This window comes from Bacillus sp. 01N42_2, from assembly GCF_056399565.1.
Genome location: NZ_JBFTRO010000003.1, coordinates 240,844 through 256,544 on the forward strand (window position 1 = coordinate 240,844; position 15,701 = coordinate 256,544).

At 48.1% G+C, this 15,701-nt stretch carries 16 protein-coding genes and 1 other RNA gene; 5 read left to right on the top strand and 12 right to left on the bottom strand.

The window, feature by feature from the left end:
* Window positions 1-212 precede the first annotated feature (212 nt).
* A complete protein-coding gene (locus AC1DN5_RS08785) occupies window positions 213-1,274 on the bottom strand; it encodes an AI-2E family transporter (RefSeq protein WP_047475559.1) in 1,062 nt (353 codons plus the stop codon).
* A 218-nt stretch (window positions 1,275-1,492) separates the two neighbouring features.
* On the opposite strand from AC1DN5_RS08785, the gene AC1DN5_RS08790 reads away from it, so the two are divergent.
* From AC1DN5_RS08790 to AC1DN5_RS08805, 4 genes are read left to right on the top strand one after another with little or no spacing between them, the layout of a single operon-like run.
* Window positions 1,493-2,221, top strand: coding sequence for an amino acid ABC transporter ATP-binding protein (locus AC1DN5_RS08790; RefSeq protein WP_095241563.1), 729 nt, complete (start codon window positions 1,493-1,495; stop codon window positions 2,219-2,221).
* A gap of 20 nt (window positions 2,222-2,241) precedes the next feature.
* Window positions 2,242-3,069: a transporter substrate-binding domain-containing protein gene (locus AC1DN5_RS08795; RefSeq protein WP_016938829.1), complete on the top strand. Its 828-nt coding sequence runs from the start codon at window positions 2,242-2,244 to the stop codon at window positions 3,067-3,069.
* A gap of 58 nt (window positions 3,070-3,127) precedes the next feature.
* Window positions 3,128-3,778 (top strand): amino acid ABC transporter permease, encoded by a 651-nt coding sequence (locus tag AC1DN5_RS08800; RefSeq protein WP_045926793.1) that lies wholly within the window; start codon window positions 3,128-3,130, stop codon window positions 3,776-3,778.
* Window positions 3,779-3,796: 18 nt separating this feature from the next.
* Window positions 3,797-4,453, top strand: coding sequence for an amino acid ABC transporter permease (locus AC1DN5_RS08805; RefSeq protein WP_016938827.1), 657 nt, complete (start codon window positions 3,797-3,799; stop codon window positions 4,451-4,453).
* Window positions 4,454-4,488: 35 nt separating this feature from the next.
* Here the strand turns inward: AC1DN5_RS08805 and AC1DN5_RS08810 are convergent, their stop codons facing one another.
* The 8 genes from AC1DN5_RS08810 to cymR form a co-directional block, all read right to left on the bottom strand.
* Window positions 4,489-4,620, bottom strand: a complete 132-nt coding sequence (locus AC1DN5_RS08810; protein ID WP_003152741.1) for a YrzQ family protein — start codon at window positions 4,618-4,620, stop codon at window positions 4,489-4,491.
* 21 nt (window positions 4,621-4,641) lie between these two features.
* Window positions 4,642-4,833, bottom strand: a complete 192-nt coding sequence (locus AC1DN5_RS08815; RefSeq protein ID WP_003152738.1) for a hypothetical protein — start codon at window positions 4,831-4,833, stop codon at window positions 4,642-4,644.
* 12 nt (window positions 4,834-4,845) lie between these two features.
* On the bottom strand, window positions 4,846-5,304 hold the full coding sequence (locus AC1DN5_RS08820; RefSeq protein ID WP_064777711.1) for a PRC-barrel domain-containing protein: 459 nt from the start codon (window positions 5,302-5,304) through the stop codon (window positions 4,846-4,848).
* Between the two features lie 118 nt (window positions 5,305-5,422).
* Window positions 5,423-7,801 carry an SF1B family DNA helicase RecD2 gene (gene recD2, locus AC1DN5_RS08825; protein WP_327815171.1) on the bottom strand — a complete coding sequence of 793 codons (2,379 nt, stop codon included), beginning with the start codon at window positions 7,799-7,801 and terminating at the stop codon, window positions 5,423-5,425.
* Between the two features lie 18 nt (window positions 7,802-7,819).
* A complete protein-coding gene (locus tag AC1DN5_RS08830; RefSeq protein WP_095532179.1) occupies window positions 7,820-8,440 on the bottom strand; it encodes a tetratricopeptide repeat protein in 621 nt (206 codons plus the stop codon).
* Window positions 8,441-8,527: 87 nt separating this feature from the next.
* Complete coding sequence (mnmA, locus tag AC1DN5_RS08835; RefSeq protein WP_016938823.1) at window positions 8,528-9,643, bottom strand: tRNA 2-thiouridine(34) synthase MnmA; 1,116 nt, start codon at window positions 9,641-9,643, stop codon at window positions 8,528-8,530.
* Window positions 9,644-9,679: 36 nt separating this feature from the next.
* Complete coding sequence (locus tag AC1DN5_RS08840; protein WP_095241557.1) at window positions 9,680-10,819, bottom strand: cysteine desulfurase family protein; 1,140 nt, start codon at window positions 10,817-10,819, stop codon at window positions 9,680-9,682.
* Window positions 10,820-10,838: 19 nt separating this feature from the next.
* Entirely contained in the window at window positions 10,839-11,255 is a 417-nt protein-coding gene (cymR, locus tag AC1DN5_RS08845; protein ID WP_003152730.1) for a cysteine metabolism transcriptional regulator CymR, read from the bottom strand.
* A 194-nt stretch (window positions 11,256-11,449) separates the two neighbouring features.
* On the opposite strand from cymR, the gene AC1DN5_RS08850 reads away from it, so the two are divergent.
* A complete protein-coding gene (locus AC1DN5_RS08850; RefSeq protein ID WP_064777707.1) occupies window positions 11,450-12,715 on the top strand; it encodes a replication-associated recombination protein A in 1,266 nt (421 codons plus the stop codon).
* A 115-nt stretch (window positions 12,716-12,830) separates the two neighbouring features.
* On the opposite strand, the gene AC1DN5_RS08855 is transcribed toward AC1DN5_RS08850, so the two are convergent.
* The 3 genes from AC1DN5_RS08855 to aspS form a co-directional block, all read right to left on the bottom strand.
* On the bottom strand, window positions 12,831-13,595 hold the full coding sequence (locus AC1DN5_RS08855) for a tRNA threonylcarbamoyladenosine dehydratase (RefSeq protein ID WP_016938820.1): 765 nt from the start codon (window positions 13,593-13,595) through the stop codon (window positions 12,831-12,833).
* A gap of 71 nt (window positions 13,596-13,666) precedes the next feature.
* Window positions 13,667-13,859: non-coding RNA, 6S RNA (ssrS, locus tag AC1DN5_RS08860), on the bottom strand.
* Between the two features lie 62 nt (window positions 13,860-13,921).
* Window positions 13,922-15,700 (bottom strand): aspartate--tRNA ligase, encoded by a 1,779-nt coding sequence (gene aspS, locus AC1DN5_RS08865; RefSeq protein ID WP_366969133.1) that lies wholly within the window; start codon window positions 15,698-15,700, stop codon window positions 13,922-13,924.
* Window position 15,701 lies beyond the last annotated feature (1 nt).

A 15,701-nucleotide genomic window follows, 5' to 3' on the forward strand; every position in this document is an offset into this window, starting at 1 on the left:
CAGGCCGAAAAAGGCCCGTCACCTTTCATCCCGTAACGCAGGACTGCGGCAGCCTTTAACTGCACTCAGGATTAGCTTCGGCCGATCTTCTGCTGAAGCTCCTTTCAGCGTATCGGAGCTTCTCTCTTAAACAGGGCTTCGGCGTACTCATATCCGTCACTCGAGATTCGTATGTATTCTACTCGAAATTATAGACAAGCAGAACCCGAATGTCAATGTTCCGTCCTGATCCGCAAAAAGTGAATGGCCGTCACTTTTAAAACGGCTGCTGCAGGAACAGCGAGAATCATGCCGGGAATGCCCGCAAGCTCTCCTCCGGCAAGAAGTGCAAGCATAATCACGACGGGATGCATTCTGAGACTGCGCCCGACAATAAGCGGGCTCAAAATGTTTCCTTCTATAAATTGAAGAATAAAAATCGTGACGATTACGATGATCACAGCTTTAGCAGAAATCGCCAGCGAAAGGAGCAGCGCCGGAACAGCGCCGATAAACGGACCGAAATACGGTATGACATTCGTAATCCCGATGGCAAGACCTAAGATCAGCGGATAAGGAAGGCCGAACAGCCAGAAAGAAACGCCGGCTATTAATCCGAGCAAAAAACAAACGAGAACCTGCCCGCGGATATAATCGCCGAGAGAGTCGTCCACATCCCGCAGAAATTCACTCCCCCTTTTCCTCCAAGACTTCGGCGTCAAATACCAGACCGTCTTTTTCATGACGTCTATATCCTTCACCATATAGAAAACGAGAAAAGGAATCGTTGCCGCGATCAGGATATAATCAAGCACGAAACGGATGCTTCTGATCGTGCTCTCAATCGTGCCGGCAAGAAACGTTTCTGTCTGCTGAATCATTTTATCCATCCGATGGTGCATGCCGTCAGGCCAATGATCTGTATGATTATGCAGGTGTCTCAGCATGCTGTTGTAGTTTTCGGCAAGACCGGGAATGCTCTCAGACAGATCCTGCAGCTGTTCAATTAAAACAGGAACCCCTTTATAAGCCCCCCAGCCGATTCCGCCGAAAAACAGGCAATAAATCAGAAGCAGGCTTAAAGTTCTAGACATTCCTTTCTTATGAAGCCATTCAGTAATCGGAAGCAAAAGATAAGCAATAAATACTGCAATGAATATAGGAATAAAGAGAGATTTTATAACAAGCCATATGGGTGACCATAACATATCGAGCATACAAAAGACATACACTGTTAACAAAACGAGCAGACATACAGCCGTCCACATTAAGAGCTGCAGCGGTTTTTGAAGCATGATGTTTCACCTCTTGCTTTATCTTTTGACAGAAAGCCGGAATTATTCCCGTTTCCTAAAGTCAGCCTTATGTCGCAGACCTCATGGCGGAATTAATTATCTGAAATTACAAAAAAGTTTGAATATATTTTCCGGAAATTTGTATAATCATCGTAACGTTAAAGAAATTTCCATAACTGTTAGTCAATATGACGCATGTTTTTCTAAGGAGGATGACCATGATCTCATTTCAGGATGTAAATAAGCACTACGGACAGTTCCACGTGCTGAAGAACATTAATCTGCACATTAAAAAAGGAGAAGTCGTCGTTGTCATCGGACCATCAGGATCGGGAAAAAGCACGCTTCTCCGCTGCATTAATCAGCTGGAAACAGTTGATGGAGGCGTTTTAACGGTAAACGGCGCCTCCATCCATGACAAAAAAACGGATATGAATAAAGTCCGCCGCAATATCGGCATGGTGTTTCAGCATTTTCATCTGTATCCGCATAAAACCGTTCTGCAAAACATTATGCTCGCGCCGATCAAAGTGCTCAAGCAATCAAAAGAAGAAGCAAAAGAAACGGCCTTATATTACTTGAAAAAAGTCGGCATACCCGACAAAGCGGACGCTTACCCTTCACAGCTTTCAGGCGGCCAGCAGCAGCGCGTCGCCATCGCCAGAGGACTTGCGATGAAGCCCGAGGTGATGCTGTTTGATGAACCGACATCCGCGCTTGATCCGGAAATGATCGGAGAAGTGCTGGATGTCATGAAAACACTCGCAAAGGAAGGCATGACCATGGTAGTCGTCACACATGAAATGGGATTCGCCAAAGAAGTGGCTGACCGCATCGTGTTTATCGACAGCGGTTCCATCTTAGAGGAAGCTGCACCGGCTGAGTTTTACGAAAGCCCGCGTGAAGAGAGGGCGCGTTTATTCTTAAGCCGTATTTTAAATCACTGAAAAGAAACGGGGGAACGCTTATGTCACGCGTAACAAAATGGTTATCTTTCGGATTGATCTCACTGCTGGCCGTCTTGATGCTGGCCGCCTGCGGAGGGAAAGAAACGTCCGGGGGTTCAAAGGGCACGGGAAAAGACACGTTAGCTTCTATTAAAGACAGAGACAAAATCATCTTCGGCGTTAAAACCGATACGAGATTATTCGGACTGAAAAACCCAAGCTCCGGGGATATCGAAGGGTTTGATATTGATATCGCCAAACAGATTGCAAAAGATATTCTGGGAGATGAGAAAAAAGCGGAGTTTAAAGAAGTGACGTCAAAAACGAGAATTCCGATGCTGCAAAACGGCGATATCGACGCCATCACGGCCACGATGACGATAACGGATGAGCGGAAAAAAGAAGTTGATTTCTCAGACGTTTATTTTGAAGCCGGGCAGTCCCTGCTCGTCAAAAAAGGAAGCCGCATCAAAAGCACCGAAGACCTGGGAAAAGGCTCAAAAGTATTGGCGGTAAAAGGCTCCACTTCCTCACAGAACATCAGGGAAAAAGCGCCCGACGCCTCAGTGCTGGAATTTGAAAATTACGCCGAAGCGTTCACTGCGCTTAAAGCGGGACAGGGAGATGCGCTCACCACGGATAATGCGATTTTATACGGCATGGCAGATGAAAATAAACAATATCAGCTGACAGGCGGCACATTCACCGATGAACCTTACGGAATCGCCGTTAAAAAAGGCCAATCCGGGCTCGTCAAAGAAATCAACGCCTCTTTGAAAAAAATGAAAGCCGACGGCAGGTACGGAAAAATCTATAAAAAATGGATTAAAGAAGAACCGGCAAAATAGAATCGACCGCGGGATGAGCAGACATGCTCATCCCCGTTTTATAAGGAGTGACAAAAACATGAACTTTACAATCTTAACGGAAAACTTCGATATGTATCTGGACGGTTTCCTGCACACACTGCTTGCGAGCTTCATCGCGCTGGCCGGCAGCTTCGCTCTTGGCGTTCTGATCGCTGTCATGAGAATCACGACGTTCAAACCCCTCCAATGGATCGGCACTGCGTATGTGGAATTTATCCGGAACATCCCGCTTCTCCTCATCACATTCGTTTTTTATTTCGGACTTCCGAACGCCGGATTGAGACTGGACGGCTTTCAGGCCGGGACGATCGCGCTTACGATTTACACGTCCGCCTTTATCGCAGAAGCCATCAGAGCCGGAATTCAGACTGTCTCCAAGGGACAGATGGAAGCGGCCAGATCGTCAGGCTTCACCTACAGTCAGGCAATGAGATACGTGATTCTCCCTCAGGCTGTTAAAATCGTGATTCCCCCGCTCGGAAACCAATTTCTCAACCTTGTCAAAAACTCATCAATTCTCGGCGTGGTGGCGGGACTGGATTTGATGTATCAGGCCGATCTCGTTTCTTCAAGCACTCTCGTCGTGTTTGATGTTTATATCTTTGTGGCGCTTTTTTATTTGATTTTAACGATACCGCTCAGCATCGGGGTTCACTATTTGGAAAGACGCCTCGGAAAAAGTTATTAAAGAAGGAGAGTGAACAACATGGATTTTAGCGGCGCCTATACACCTGACCATCTGCTGTTTTTATGGAACGGCTTTTTGATCACGCTTTATGTTGCGCTTATTTCCATTGTCCTGAGTTTTATTTTCGGGCTTGCCGCCGGCACTTTGCGCTATGCGAAAATCCCTGCCGTCTCTGGCATAATAGCCGCCATTGTCGAAACCATCCGCAACCTGCCGCTGTTATTAATCATTTTCTTTACGTTTTTTGCCCTTCCGGAAATCGGCATCAAACTGGAAATTACCGCAGCCGCCATCACAGCGCTGACGATTTTTGAATCAGCCATGCTGTCAGAAATCATCAGAAGCGGTTTGCAATCCGTTGAGAAAGGCCAGATTGAAGCGGCGCGTTCTTCAGGACTGACCTACACGCAGACTCTTTTTCTCGTTGTCATGCCGCAGGCGCTCAGGCGTATGGTCCCTCCGATTGTGAGCCAATTTATTTCTTTATTAAAGGATACGTCACTTGCGGTGGTCATCGCTCTGCCCGAGCTGATTCATAATGCGCAGATTTTAAACGGACAAAGCGCTGACGGGGGTTATTTTTTTCCGGTTTTTCTGCTGGCGGCCCTGATGTATTTTGCGGTCAATTACAGCTTATCTCTTCTAGCCCGGCGGCTGGAAGCGAGACAAACGTAAAAAGGATACTTCCGAAGAAGTATCCTTTTTTCTGCTTAGAACATTTTCATAACTCGTCTTCTCATCCGTTTCATACCTTTTTTATTCAGCATATCGGACTGAGAAGCCATACGATACATAACGGCTCCAGCTCCTAAAGCCAATAGAGAGGTCATTGTTCTGCCCATCGCGCGTATCTCCTTTCAACATTAAAAATTGATACTGCGTTCGTCCTCAGAAAACAAATCATCAAGACTGCTTAACGTGCCGTCTTCCTCTACTTGATGTGTCGCAATTTTGCCTTTGGCCACCGTCAGCTCTATGAAGCAGCCCCAGCAATAGTATTGGTTTACTCCGATTTTGCCGATATCTTTACTTTTGCAGTTCGGACATACAAGCACAGACTACACCTCTTATCCGTTCAGGACGATGCCGTCTTTCCCCGCTTCAATAAGCGTATCGGCAGCGCGCCGCACTTGGCGTCTGCCTGCCAGATCTGAAAAGAAGCCGTCCGAGAGTTCATATGCTACGATTATGCCCTTGTCCAAACAAAAGTATACATCTTCCAGCAAACCGAACATTTCACCATCAGGCGATTTCACCGGCTGCATCTTAATCTGTTCAAAGGTGAAACAGCTCTTAGGCAAAGGCTGCAAGTGAGCTCCGGCGGCAGCTACGGCTTTTTGTTCCATCTCTTTTATATCACTGGCTGCTAAAAAAAGATGGCGGTTGTGAAACAGGCGTTTCTGCTCAAGCACGAAACCGAGAAACCGGCCGTCAAGAGAGAAACACACATCCGATATCATCCCCAGGCTGCGCCGGGTGTGTTCGTCATATACGGTTCGTCCTTCAGCTGCATGGCATGTTCTCAAAGTGTGATCAACCACCTTTTGTTGAACACGTATAGGTTTTGCCAAGAAGCCGGGCGCCATACTTTGAAATGACTTCCACAGGCGAAAACCCGGCGCATGAACATACGCCGGGTTTTATTTACGCTTTTTCTTCCATAAAGTCAAAAGGCGTGATGCCTTCCATTCCGATATTCGCATCGTATACACTGAACGGCAGCTCTTTTTGCAGGGCGGCCAGTTCTGCATCCATCTCTTCAGTCTGCTCTGTGAGCCTGTTTTTAAGTGACGTCTGTCTGACGGTGGCATCATTGTTTTTGACGCCCCATTCAAGCGCTTCTTCTTCTCCGCAAAGAATCAGAAATTTTTTGGCTCTTGTAATGGCGGTATAAAGGAGATTTCTCCTGAGCATTCGATAATAGCCTTTGACGACAGGCAGGACGACAATCGGAAATTCGCTGCCCTGCGACTTATGAATGGAACAGCAGTAAGCATGGGTAAACTGGCTGAAATCCTTTTTCGTAAAGGTGATTTCGTTCCCGTCAAACGATACGACGACCATGTCTTCTTTTTCCGTATTTTCTTTGGCATAAAAGATAGACACGATTTCGCCGATATCTCCGTTAAACACATTGTTTTCCGGCTGGTTGACAAGCTGTAATATTTTATCGCCCGTCCTGTAGACGACATCTCCGAATTTCAGCTCCCGCCTTTTTTCTTTCGGCGGATTCATGATGTCTTGAAGAAGCACATTCAGTTCGTTAATTCCCGCTTTTCCCCTGTACATCGGCGCGAGCACTTGAATGTCTTTGGACGTATATCCCTTTTTTAGCGCGTTTGAGACGACTTGATCCACGACTTCTTTAATTTGTGAAGAATTACAGCGGATAAACGAGCGGTCCTTTGTCGGCGCGGTCAGCCCCTTGGGAAGCAGTCCCTTTTTCATATCATGCGCAAGTTCAACGATGGATGACCCTTCCGCCTGACGGTAAATATCTGTCAGACGCACGGTCGGCAGCACCTCAGAAGCCAAAAGGTCTCTCAGCACCTGCCCGGGACCTACGGAAGGAAGCTGGTCTTCATCACCGACGACGATAAGCTGAATGTGCTTAGGGAGCGCCTTAAACAAATGGCTGGCGAGCCAAATATCGAGCATACTCGCTTCGTCTATAATAATCAGTTTCCCTTCAATCGGCTGATCTTCATTGTAGGTAAAGCCTTCAGCGCCATTCCAGCCGAGCAGCCTGTGAATCGTAACAGCCGGCAGACCCGTTGATTCGCTCATTCGCTTTGCGGCTCTTCCGGTCGGCGCGGCAAGCAGCACCGGAAAGGCTTCATCTTTTTTATAATCACCAGGGTCAAGCGATACTCCGTGCAGTTCACTGTACAATTCCACGATGCCTTTGATCACGGTCGTTTTTCCCGTACCCGGTCCCCCGGTCAGTAAAAGCATTGGCGAGGACAGCGCTTTTTGAATCGCATCCTTTTGGCTCGGAGCGTATTGAACGTTCATCCGTTCTTCCAGTTCACCGAGCGCAAGAAGAAATTCCGATTCAGGAAACTGATCGGCATACTCCGTCTGGGCCGCAATGTCGAGCACGCGTTTTGCGACGTTTTGTTCGGCGTAAAACAATGACGGAAAATAGCAGCGTTCTCCTTCTATGATGATGTCCTTACTCTCCCCGAGGGCGATGATGCCGTCAGCCGCATCCATTTCCGTGACGCGGCCGCCTTCAGCTGACTGATTCAGAAGCGTTTGCGTATTGATAATCAGCTGCTTTGTCTCTATGTACGTATGGCCTTCTGAAAGACAGGTTGATTCGATCGTATATAAGATAGCCGCTTTGACCCGCTCCGGGTGGTTTCCTGACAGCCCCATTTTCCCGCCCAGCTCGTCGGCTTTCACAAAACCGATGCCTTCCACGTCCTTTACAAGCTGATAAGGATTTTCCTGAATTTTCTCCAGGGTTTCCGTTTCGTAAGCCTGATAAATTTTCATGGATAGCTGGGGCCCAAAACCGTATTGGTTCAGAGAGATCATAATCTGCTCCAGCCCCTGATGCCGCTGCAGCTCTCCCGCCAGTTTGTCCGCTTTCTTTTTTGACATTTTCGGCACATCATAAAGCACCGATGCATCAGCCAGAATTTTATTGAGCGCGCCGTCTCCAAGCTTTTTGACGATTTCTTCCGCCGTTTTTTTTCCGATTCCTTCAAACAGATCACTTGATAAATAATGAATGATCCCTTCTTTTGTGGTCGGAATTTCTTTTTTAAAGTGTTCGGCCTGAAATTGCAGGCCGAACTTGGGGTGTGTGGCGGTTTTTCCGTAAAATGTGTAAGTCTCATCTTCTTGCAGCAGAGGGAAGTAGCCCGTTACGGATACGACCTTGTCTTCGATCGCCTCAGACGTTTCTGCAACCTTGACTTTCAGCACTGTATACAGGTTGGTGTCATTGTGGTAAATGACCGTATGAATGACGCCTTTTACATACGGCTGTTCCTCGATGTTCAGCTGATCCACGAGCCTTCCCTCCTTTTGTTATGACTGAGTGATAAGCTGTTTCGCATGAAGCGCGAGCATATGATCAGGCTGTATGCCGATTGCGCCTTCTAGCATCTCAAGCGCCTTTTCACGATTTTCTTTGTAAGCGTAAGCGACCCCGGCATTATAAAATGCGTCCGCATGGCTTGGGTCCTGTTCAATCACCGTCTCAAACTGCGCCAATGCTTCATCCAGCATTTCTTCGTTTGCGAGACACATTCCGAACTGGAAGCGCGCTTCCGTGTCATTTTCGTTTAATTCAACGGCCCGCTGCAAATACGGCAGCGCAAGCTTCGGCTGCTCTAATTTGACGAGAACGGTGCCGAGCATATAAAACAAGTCTCCGTTTTCCATTCCGGAGCGAAGCGCTTTTTCAAACATATCCTTCGCCTCGGAAAACGATTCCTTCATCACGTATACATTTCCCGCTCCGTAATAAGCGGCTGCCGCTGAATTGTCCAATTCAAGCGCTCTGTTGTAAAATGCAAGCGCGCGTTCAAGTTCGTTCACTGAAGAAAGCAGATTTGCGAAGTTGATGTACGGCACCGGATCTTGGCCGTTTTCCTCAATCGCTTTTGTGAAAGCCTCTGCCGCTTTTTCAAAATCGCCCTCCTGCATGGCATCAATTCCGCTTTTATTATAATCCATTTTTAACTTCCTTTCGCTAAAAAACCCCAACATGCGAGTTGAGGTTTTTTACATGTGTTATACGTACCACAATTTTGTTCCGTCTTTATAAACGTCATCTATCGTTCCGCCGCCGAGGCACTCTTCTCCGTCATAAAAAACAACGGCTTGTCCCGGCGTTACGGCGCGGACCTGCCCGTCGAAAATGATTTCCGCTTCATCGGCACCCGTCATTTTCACCGTTACTTTGTGATCTTCCTGACGGTAGCGGAATTTCGCCGTGCATGTCATTTCGCCGCCGTCCATCAGACCGGGACGCGTCCAGCTGATATTTGTCGCCGTGATTTTATCGGAATACAGAAGCGGATTGTGGAATCCCTGATCGACATACAGAATGTTTTTCTCGAGATCTTTACCGACTGCGAACCACGGCTCGCCGCTTCCGCCGATTCCAAGACCGTGGCGCTGTCCGATCGTATAATACATCAGTCCGTCATGACGCCCTTTTACTTCTCCGTCCATTGTCATCATATCGCCCGGCTGAGCAGGGAGATATTGGCTGAGAAACGTTTTGAAGTTGCGTTCGCCGATAAAGCAGATTCCCGTGCTGTCTTTTTTCGCAGCTGTCGCAAGTTCCGCTTCTTTGGCGATTTCCCGCACGCGGCTTTTTTGCAGATCACCGATCGGGAACATGACTTTGCTGAGCTGTTCCTGATTGAGCTGATTCAGAAAATAAGTCTGGTCCTTGTTTTCATCCAGACCGCGAAGCATGCGCACTGTACCTGCGCTTCTGTCCACGCGGGCGTAATGGCCCGTCGCAAGGTAATCCGCGCCGAGTGATAAAGCATGATCCAAGAAAGCCTTAAACTTAATTTCTTTATTGCACATGACATCCGGATTAGGGGTTCTTCCGGCTTTATATTCATCAAGGAAATACTGAAATACCTTTTCCCAATATTGCTTTTCAAAATTGACGGCATAATACGGAATTCCGATTTGGTTGCAGACCCGGATGACGTCTTCATAATCTTCCGTCGCCGTGCAAAAACCGTTTTCGTCCGTATCATCCCAGTTTTTCATAAAAATTCCGATTACATCGTAGCCCTGCTCCTTCAGCAGAAGGGCCGCCACAGAAGAGTCCACTCCGCCGGACATGCCGACTACGACTCTTGTATTCTCCGGCCGTTTTTCCATTTGCATTCACTCCATTAAAAACGTAAGTCCGCCGTTTTAAGCAAGCCGTTTAACGACGTCGGCAAGCTTTTCGGCGGCTGTTTCGATTTGTTCCGCCGTATTGCCGAGGCCGAAGCTGAGACGGATTGACGAGGTCAGTCTGCCGCTTTCACTTCCGAACATGGCCGTAAGCACATGGGACGGAAGAACGGATCCCGCCGTACACGCGGATCCGCTGGAGACGGCAACGCCTTCCATGTCAAGATTGACCAGCAGCGCTTCCACCGGCACACCGGGAAAGTAAAGATTTAAAATATGAGGCAGGCAGTTCTCGGCATCTCCGTTCACCTCCGCTGTCACGCCGGCTTTTTCCAGCGTGCTCATGATGATGTTTTTAAACTCCTTAAACTTCGCTGTTTTCTCTTCCCGCTCACGGTTTGAAAGAACGACCGCTTCTTTTAAGCCGGCGATGCCCGGTACATTTTCCGTCCCCGCGCGGCGCTTTCGTTCCTGCTCTCCCCCGAGAAGAATCGGTGACAGCTTCACCTCTTGATTTACATATAAAAAGCCTGTCCCTTTTGGCCCGTTAAGCTTGTGACCGGAAACAGACAGCATGTCAATTCTGCTTTTTTTCACGTCAATCGGCATATAACCGAATGCCTGGACGGCATCTGTGTGAAAATAGGCCTGATGCCCGCTTAACAGCTCTCCGATTTCGTCAATCGGCTGAATGGTTCCGACTTCGTTATTGCCATACATGACGGTAACAAGGATTGTATCATCACGGAGCGCTTCTTTCACCTGATTTGCACTGATCCGTCCTGAAGGGCCGGGATTGAGGTATGTCACCTCAAAACCGTCTTCTTCCAGCTTTTCGCAAGCGTGCAGTACGGCATGATGCTCAACAGCGGTCGTAATGATATGCTTCCCTTCATTCTTCCGGGCGGCAGCCGTTCCGAAAATCGCTAAATTATCAGCCTCCGTGCCCCCGCTTGTGAAAATGATTTCCTGTTCTTTCGCACTGATTTCGCGCGCGATGTCCGCTCTCGCTTCGTCAACCCATTTCCGGGACTCTCTTCCGAATGAATGGATGCTTGACGGGTTGCCGAAGCTGCCGAAGAAATGCGGCTTCATTTTTTCAAGCACACGCTCATCCATCGGGGAAGTCGCGGCGTGATCTAAATAAATCCGTTCCATTGTTTTTTACACCTCTGGTTTAAATATAGAACATATAAGCTTCCTGCTCGCCGTCCGTGTAGCTCGCAAGGTCTTCTAACGTCGTGCTGTCCAGCACGTCTTTTACGGCGTCGCGGATGCGGATCCATAGCTCCCGCTTGGCAGGCTCTTCATCCTCAAGAACTTCCACCGGGCTGATCGGTCCTTCCAGCACTCTGATAATATCTCCGGCCGTGATCTCTTCAGGCTGCCCGCCGAGCACATAACCCCCGTAAGCGCCTCTGATGCTTTTTACGAGTCCGGCGTTTCTGAGCGGTGATACAAGCTGTTCCAAGTAATGCTCAGAAAGGCTGTTTGTTTGGGCGATGCTTTTGAGCGACGTCGGACCGTCTCCGTGCTTTTTCGCCAATTCGATCATAATGGTGAGCCCGTATCTTCCCTTTGTCGATATTTTCAATATGAACACCCCAGTCAATTCTAATTGTTAATTTATACAAGTAAATGGATATGAATAATCTGTTTAGTATCTTATAGACCAACTGTTATTATAACATAACTTATCCTAATTTTCATTGAAACACGGGGCCTGCCGCAATTCGCTTTTCTAATCGTCCGTTTTCCGTTACCCTGTATATGTAAGGAGAGATGTTCATGAAACCACTGGCGTATCGGATGCGGCCTGCCAATATCGAAGACATTATCGGCCAGGAACATCTGGTCAAAGAAGATAAAATCATCGGCAGAATGGTGCGTGCAAAGCACTTATCCTCCATGATCCTGTACGGTCCGCCGGGCATCGGAAAAACGTCCATCGCCACGGCGATCGCAGGATCGACAAGCATCGCATTCAGGAAATTGAATGCCGTCATTCATAATAAAAAAGACATGGAGATTGTCGTACAGGAAGCGAAAATGTCAGGCCAGGTCATTTTAATCCTAGATGAAGTGCACAGGCTTGATAAGGGGAAACAGGATTTTCTGCTGCCCTATTTAGAAAACGGCATGATTATTTTAATCGGCGCGACGACTGCCAATCCTTATCATGCCATTAACCCGGCCATCAGAAGCCGGACCCAGATATTCGAGCTCGAACCGTTAACACCCGATCTGATTAAGCAGGCATTGAAAAGAGCGCTTACAGATGAACACCGCGGACTCGGTTCCTACAGCGTGTCGGTGGACGACGACGCGATGGATCATTTCGCGCAAGGGTGCGGAGGAGACGTCCGCTCCGCTTTGAACGCGCTGGAGCTTGCCGTGCTCTCCACAAAGGAATCAAGCGACGGCACGATCCGGATTACACGGGAAACAGCGGAGGAATGTCTGCAGAAAAAAAGCTATACCCATGATAAAGACGGAGATGCGCATTATGACGTCTTATCCGCATTCCAAAAATCAATCCGGGGCTCTGACGCAAACGCCGCCCTTCATTATTTGGCCCGTCTGATCGAAGCCGGCGACCTTGAAAGCATATCAAGAAGACTTCTCGTGATCGCCTATGAGGATATCGGCCTTGCAAGCCCGCAGGCAGGCCCCAGGGTGCTGAGCGCGATTCAGACCGCAGAACGGATCGGCTTTCCGGAAGCGAGAATTCCGCTGGCCAATGCGGTCATCGAATTATGCCTCTCACCAAAATCAAACTCCGCCATCTCAGCCGTTGATGAGGCGCTTAAAGATATCAGAGCGGGTAAAATCGGCGATGTGCCGAAACATTTAAAAGACGCCCACTATAAAGGGGCCCAAGAACTCGGACGCGGGATCGGCTATCAATATCCTCATGATTTCGAGAACGGATGGGTCGAACAGCAATACTTGCCCGATCCGTTAAAAAACAAACAATACTATAAACCGAAACAAACGGGGAAATTTGAAGCCGCCATAAAGCAAGTATATGAAAAACTGATGAAGAAAAAATAACCGGGCAAGGACACCCCATGTGTTCTTGTCTTTTTTGTTTGATACATGCCAAACCTCGTACAAGCGGCGGATTCAAATAAAAAACAGCCTTTCTTAAAGAAGGCTGTTTTTCTTTTTATTTATCTTTAACCCGTTTAATCTTGATGTCCTTTAAGAGCTCCATCACGACATGTCCGCCCATAATCAGACCGGCCACTGACGGAACCCAGGCGTTGGAAGACGGCGGCATTTGCGCTTTGCGGATTTTCGCTTCATCATTCCCGACTTCTTTTCTGACGTCTTCACGGATGACGATCGGGCTTTCATCAGAAAAAATGACCTGTACGCCTTTTTTAATGCCCTCTTTACGAAGCCTTGTGCGGACGACTTTGGCAATCGGATCAGTATGGGTTTTTGAAATATCAGCAATCTGAAAGCGTGTCGGGTCTGTTTTATTCGCCGCTCCCATGCTCGAAATCAGCGGAACATCCCGTTTCAGACATTCTTTCATCAGATGAATTTTATAATGAATCGTATCCGACGCGTCAATGACGTAATCGAGCGGATACTCAAAGAACTGCTCATATGTCTCTTCTGTATAAAACATTTTTAAGGCGACGACATCGCAATCCGGATTAATATCCGCGATCCGCGCTTTCATCAAGTCCGTTTTCGGCTGTCCCACCGTTGACAAGAGCGCATGCAGCTGGCGGTTTACGTTTGTAATGTCAACATCATCTTTATCGACAAGGACGATCCGTCCCACTCCGGACCTCGCCAGTGCTTCGGCTGCGAATGAACCGACTCCGCCGACGCCGAGAACGGCCACCGTGCTGTTTTTTAACGTGTCCAGCCCTTCTTTTCCAATCGCTAGCTCATTTCTGGAAAACTGATGTAACAAGAACCTCACTCCACATTCTGGTTTTATAAACTCGGCTTGTCAAAAAGCCGCTGGTTTCAGCGCACAAAAAATAAAGTCCCAATTGTGCCGTTGCAGCTTTCCTTCGTTTTGAACCCGCTCTCAGCAGGTGGGTGCCCTTTTTCAAATCTTGTAAGTCCTCTTTACCGAATGAAAAGAGGCATGTACGCCATTTAAAAATACGGGCTCCCAAAGCAAAAAAATGTTCGGTCAAAACTAGGTGTACAACTAACACATCAGGACTTTATTTAACTTGTCAAAATCATATCACAGCAGATTTTGATTTTCAAGAAACAAACTGCTGATCTTTACTGTTTCACTTTTCTTTTGACAGAAAGGTGAAGTTCTTCAAGCTGGGCGTCGCTCACTTCGCCGGGCGCTTCCGTAAGAAGGCAGCTTGCGCTTGCCGTTTTCGGGAAAGCGATCGTATCTCTTAAGTTTGTACGGCCTGCAAGAAGCATAACGATACGGTCCAGACCGAGCGCGATTCCGCCGTGCGGAGGAGCGCCGTATTCAAAGGCTTCAAGAAGGTATCCGAACTCCTCCTCCGCTTCTTCTTGTGTAAAGCCGAGAAGCCCGAACATTTTTTCCTGAACGTCTTTTTCAAAAATCCGGATGGAGCCTCCGCCGAGTTCATAACCGTTTAAGACAAGGTCGTAAGCCTGCGCTTTCATATCTTCAGGCGCTGTTTCAATCAGATCAAGGTCTTCACGGACAGGCATAGTAAACGGATGGTGAGCCGCATAGAAACGGCCTTCTTCCTCGTCATGCTCCAGTAACGGCCAGTCCACAACCCACAGGAAGTTGAAGAGGCTTTCGTCAATCAGGCCGCGTTCTTTACCGAGCTTTAAGCGCAGCGCACCGAGGGATTGAGCCACAACGTCAAACTTATCAGCGCCGAACAGGAGCAGATCGCCTTCAGAAGCATCCAGCGCTTCAGCCAGTTTTGCCTGCTTCTCATCATCAAAGAATTTCGCAATCGGGCCTTTTATGCCGCCAGCTTCAACTTTGACCCAAGCGAGACCTTTCGCGCCGTAATTTCCGGCAAAAACGCCGAGCGCATCAATATCTTTTCTGGAGTAGTCGCCGGCAGCGCCTTTAACATTGATCGCTTTTACAACACCGCCGTTGGCTACAGCTGATGAGAACACCTTAAATTCAGTATCTTTCACAATGTCTGATACGTCCGTCAGCAGCATGCCGAAGCGGGTGTCAGGCTTGTCGGAACCGTAGCTGTTCATCGCTTCTTCATATGTCATTCGCGGAAGCGGCAGCGATACTTCGACGCCTTTTGTTTCGAGCACGACTTTCGCCATCATCTTTTCCGCCAGAGCCATGATGTCTTCTTGACTCATAAAGGACATTTCGATATCAATCTGCGTAAATTCCGGCTGGCGGTCGGCACGCAGGTCTTCATCGCGGAAACAGCGGGCCACTTGATAATACCGTTCAAAACCAGATACCATCAGAAGCTGTTTAAAAATCTGCGGCGATTGCGGAAGAGCGTAAAATTCCCCTTCATGCACCCGGCTCGGCACCAAGTAATCACGGGCGCCTTCCGGAGAGCTTTTCGTTAAAATCGGGGTTTCAATATCAAGAAATCCGTTTTCATCCAAGAAATGGCGGATGGATTTTGTGACTTGATGGCGCATTTGCAATGTTTGAAACATCGCCGGGCGGCGCAAATCCAAATAGCGGTGTTTTAACCGGACGTCTTCAGAAACGTCAGCCGCCTGGTCACTGATCGGAAACGGCGGCGTTTTCGCCGTGCTGAGTACCGTCACTGTTTCGGCTTTAATTTCAATTTTACCGGTTTTCAGGTTAGGGTTCACCGTGCCTTCTTCACGGGCAGAAACCGTGCCTTCGATATCAAGCACATATTCGTTTCTGATTGCTTCTGCCGCGGCAAGGGCTTCTTTCGAGACGTCAGGATTGAACACGACTTGCACAATACCCGAACGGTCGCGCAAATCAATGAAAATCAAACCGCCGAGATCGCGCCGTTTCTGCACCCATCCTTTCAGTTTGACGGTTTCGCCAATCGCTTTTTCAGTTATCTCGCCACAATAATATGTTCTTCCAAACATA

What these genes read in the sequence shown, in the direction of transcription:
- AC1DN5_RS08785 (WP_047475559.1), bottom strand. Translation starts at nt 1,274, where the DNA reads ATGCTTCAAAAACCGCTGCAGCTCTTAATGTGGACGGCTGTATGTCTG.
- AC1DN5_RS08790 (WP_095241563.1), top strand. Translation starts at nt 1,493, where the DNA reads ATGATCTCATTTCAGGATGTAAATAAGCACTACGGACAGTTCCACGTG.
- AC1DN5_RS08795 (WP_016938829.1), top strand. Translation starts at nt 2,242, where the DNA reads ATGTCACGCGTAACAAAATGGTTATCTTTCGGATTGATCTCACTGCTG.
- AC1DN5_RS08800 (WP_045926793.1), top strand. Translation starts at nt 3,128, where the DNA reads ATGAACTTTACAATCTTAACGGAAAACTTCGATATGTATCTGGACGGT.
- AC1DN5_RS08805 (WP_016938827.1), top strand. Translation starts at nt 3,797, where the DNA reads ATGGATTTTAGCGGCGCCTATACACCTGACCATCTGCTGTTTTTATGG.
- AC1DN5_RS08810 (WP_003152741.1), bottom strand. Translation starts at nt 4,620, where the DNA reads ATGGGCAGAACAATGACCTCTCTATTGGCTTTAGGAGCTGGAGCCGTT.
- AC1DN5_RS08830 (WP_095532179.1), bottom strand. Translation starts at nt 8,440, where the DNA reads ATGCAGGAGGGCGATTTTGAAAAAGCGGCAGAGGCTTTCACAAAAGCG.
- mnmA (WP_016938823.1), bottom strand. Translation starts at nt 9,643, where the DNA reads ATGGAAAAACGGCCGGAGAATACAAGAGTCGTAGTCGGCATGTCCGGC.
- AC1DN5_RS08840 (WP_095241557.1), bottom strand. Translation starts at nt 10,819, where the DNA reads ATGGAACGGATTTATTTAGATCACGCCGCGACTTCCCCGATGGATGAG.
- AC1DN5_RS08850 (WP_064777707.1), top strand. Translation starts at nt 11,450, where the DNA reads ATGAAACCACTGGCGTATCGGATGCGGCCTGCCAATATCGAAGACATT.
- aspS (WP_366969133.1), bottom strand. Translation starts at nt 15,700, where the DNA reads ATGTTTGGAAGAACATATTATTGTGGCGAGATAACTGAAAAAGCGATT.